The 3,038-nt window shown below is 59.3% G+C and carries 2 protein-coding genes; both read right to left on the bottom strand.

Translation table 11 applies throughout. The features are described from left to right. A partial coding sequence (locus H5U08_RS14240) for a hypothetical protein (protein ID WP_297034429.1) occupies positions 1–860 on the bottom strand: 860 nt, incomplete at its 3' end. A gap of 19 nt (positions 861–879) precedes the next feature. Then, the coding region (locus H5U08_RS14235; protein ID WP_297034427.1) for a hypothetical protein at positions 880–3,038 on the bottom strand (2,159 nt) is incomplete at its 5' end.

Raw genomic sequence — 3,038 nt, 5'->3', positions numbered from 1 at the left:
CCATGGAGTGTGAGATCGTATGCCACCTTTTCATGGTAAGCCAACCGAGGCTTGTTTTTTTCTTCGCTTTCCGCCCGGAGAAGAAGGAGGGAAATCGGTTGATTCCCGCTGAAGACGACACGGTAGCCCGGCAACTCTCCCGGGGCAGCCCCCATCGGCAGAAGAAGCGCGTTATCCACGGAGACCTGCCACTGTTCGGTCATGATGAGATGGAGTTCGCTCGTGAGAGCGAAGGGAAAAACGAGGGAAAACCTCGTCGTCGTTGTGTCGCCCGTGGACGACACTCGGCGTGCCGACCATCGAAAATGAATCTTGCCCGACCGGTTGACGAGAATCCCCAGCCGTCCCTGCGAATCGGTGAGAATGGGAACGCCCACACCTCCGGTATCGGACCACGTGGCGTCGCCAATCGCTATGTTCGGTTGCCCCAGTGGAATAAAAGCCTGCTGAACGGCGGGCGGTAACTCCACCACCCATTCGCCTTCCAGCCCGACCAAACTGTCCTGTCGCAAGATGGCACGGTAGACGGCAGAAACGATTTCCCCGGTTTGGCCACGGACCACAGCCTGCCTGTTGGCCTGGGATATCATCTGTTCGAATTCAGCCGCATTGATTGGGAAGTACGGAACAGGATCTCGAACCTCGTTGAGCCGATCCTGGGGAACGAATACACGCCGGAATCGCAGCGGAGCAGCGGGTGCCGAAACCGTTTCCGTGCCTGGCCCGGTCGAAACGGCGGCCTCCTCGGCCAGCGTCGTGAGGGCAGAAACGCCGAGCCACATCGCCACCAAGGCCCAGAACCATTGCCCTGGATGCCGCCTCGGCGTTGGAAATGCCGTCATTGAGCGTGCCCTGCGCATGGCTCTTCGTCCCTCCCGGCTACACGTGACTGCGGGTGGCACTCTCCCCGGAAGGTACGGTGCATGCGGCATCGTCGAGACTCCGCTGGCAAACGACCGTGTCCATCGAGGTTCGCTCTCCCCAACCGCTCATCGCCACCCGAGACGGTTGAGGAGGTGTCACGGCACGATAAAGGAACCAGGACAAAATAGCCAGCCCAATCCCCAGAGCAGATGCCTCGGCCGTAAGAAGGGCCACGTCTGGCCGCAGGAACCCGATGACGATCAAAAATCCAATCATTCCCAGCGCAACCAGGCGCTTCCACGATCGGCTGAGATAAATCCAGCTCCATCCGAGCAAGACAACGGCCCCCGAGCAGATGGCGACAATCCATGACCGCCGAAATGTCCACACATCTGCGACACTCACGGTACGGAGACTGCTGAAAAGATAGCGGTTGGCCTGAACGGACACATGGAGCCAGCCTTCGTTCACCCCCGCCCATTGCTCCAGTTGTTCTTCCGTAAGGGCGGGGACCCGCCCCCAGAAATACCCCAGCCAGCTCCAACGATACTCCATCGTCAGCGGCGAGGAAGTCCACACAATATGTTCATCCGGCAAAAGGACGATTTCCCAATACATCCACCGCAGAAGGACGGGGTCTTCTATTTGCGGTAATTCCAGGCGCGTGCGTCCCCAATCGCTGCGGAAGCGGGGTAGTTCGTACCATATCTCAAGGTGATGCAACGTGTCCTGACCGGAGACCGCTTCTCCCTCCGTGCCTGTCAGGGGTATCATCACCTCGGAACGCCCCGATACCCGCGCCTGAACTGCTCGTCCGTCCAGCCAGATTTGCGCCACATCTCCCCGAACCGCACGGGGAAGCCGTACCAGCAGATTGGGTCGGGCGGTGCGGAATTCCATCACGCAGCGGTCCTGCCGCATATTACGGTCCATCCGTGTTTGGATGAGCAGTTTTTCCACAACAACCGTGCGGGTGCCTGCGATCTCCAAAACCTGCAGTAAAATACTGGCCTCGTCCACAGGCGTGTCTGTCTCGAATTCCATCGGCATGGACTTCATTCCCACCGGCACGATGTTGGACCGCGCCACCCACGGTGGATTGATGCGGTCCACCCGCCATCCTGACGGGAGACTCACCGTCAAACGATGCGCCAGGAACTGGCCATCCCGCGGGCGAATCAAGGGCAGACGCCAGCTCAGAGACTCCACCGCACCGGTCGGAAACGGGTACGAAAAGCGAAACACGAGTTCCGCAACGCCCAGAACCGGGCTGAGTGGAGTTACCAGGTATTCCGAAGCAGAATTTTCCTCCGATGCTTCGGGCGAAGAATGTGCGGTGGAAGATCCCACAGCCTTCTTCATTTCGACTGGTCGGCCATCGAGAAGCGTCACCACTTTGCCATCGAGCTCCCGTGGTACCAGCAACCGCCAGGGCTCAGCCCACGGCTGATAGGCCACTTGAAACCGCAGCCGCTGTTCTATTTCCGCCTGATTCCCCTGCACCTGAACGCGGGTTTCCATTTCCACGGTCATCTCTCGCGGTCGCACATCCCATTCAGCCGCCAGGGTGGCACCCGCGCTCGCCAACCGCCATGCAAATACGTTGGGGACGGCGGGATTGCTGCCAGAGACTGCCGCCGTCATCACGCCTTCGCTTTCCTCCAGATGAGGCCGGAAGTCAATATTCGGCGCGGCCACCAGAATCAACTCCGCCGCCTGAATTCGGGAAGCCTTGACACGCGGAAAAGCCATCCGAAACACTTCGCCTCGTGGCGGAGCATCCTGGCGGGCTTTGAAGTTGATTTCGAATTTGCCCGACATCCGTTGAGGCAGGGCGATGGTGATGCCAGAGCCTTCCGAGTCCGTGAGAACGAGCGGAACGTCTTCTCCCCGGAGCGTCACTTCAGAAATCTGCCATCCAGACTTGTCCAAATCGATCGTGGATACCTCTCCCCCGCGGACTTCACAACTCAGCGTACCTTGGAGCAGCAATTCCGTGGATGCAAAGTCCACCCGGTATTGCGGCGCCACAGACAAAATGCTCACCCGGGGCACAACCTTGACCGCAAGCGTGTAGGGCTGCGAATAATACTCGAAACTGGTTCCGGGTTCGATCGATTCCTGCGTGTTGGGCAGTCGTTCAATCTGGCGTACACCGGCCAGGTTACCCCAAA

Source organism: Thermogutta sp. (assembly GCF_014359955.1).
In the GTDB taxonomy this organism is placed as follows: domain Bacteria; phylum Planctomycetota; class Planctomycetia; order Pirellulales; family Thermoguttaceae; genus Thermogutta.
The sequence above is the reverse complement of the archived record's forward strand: the minus strand, read 5'-3'. Positions and strand labels throughout refer to the sequence as shown.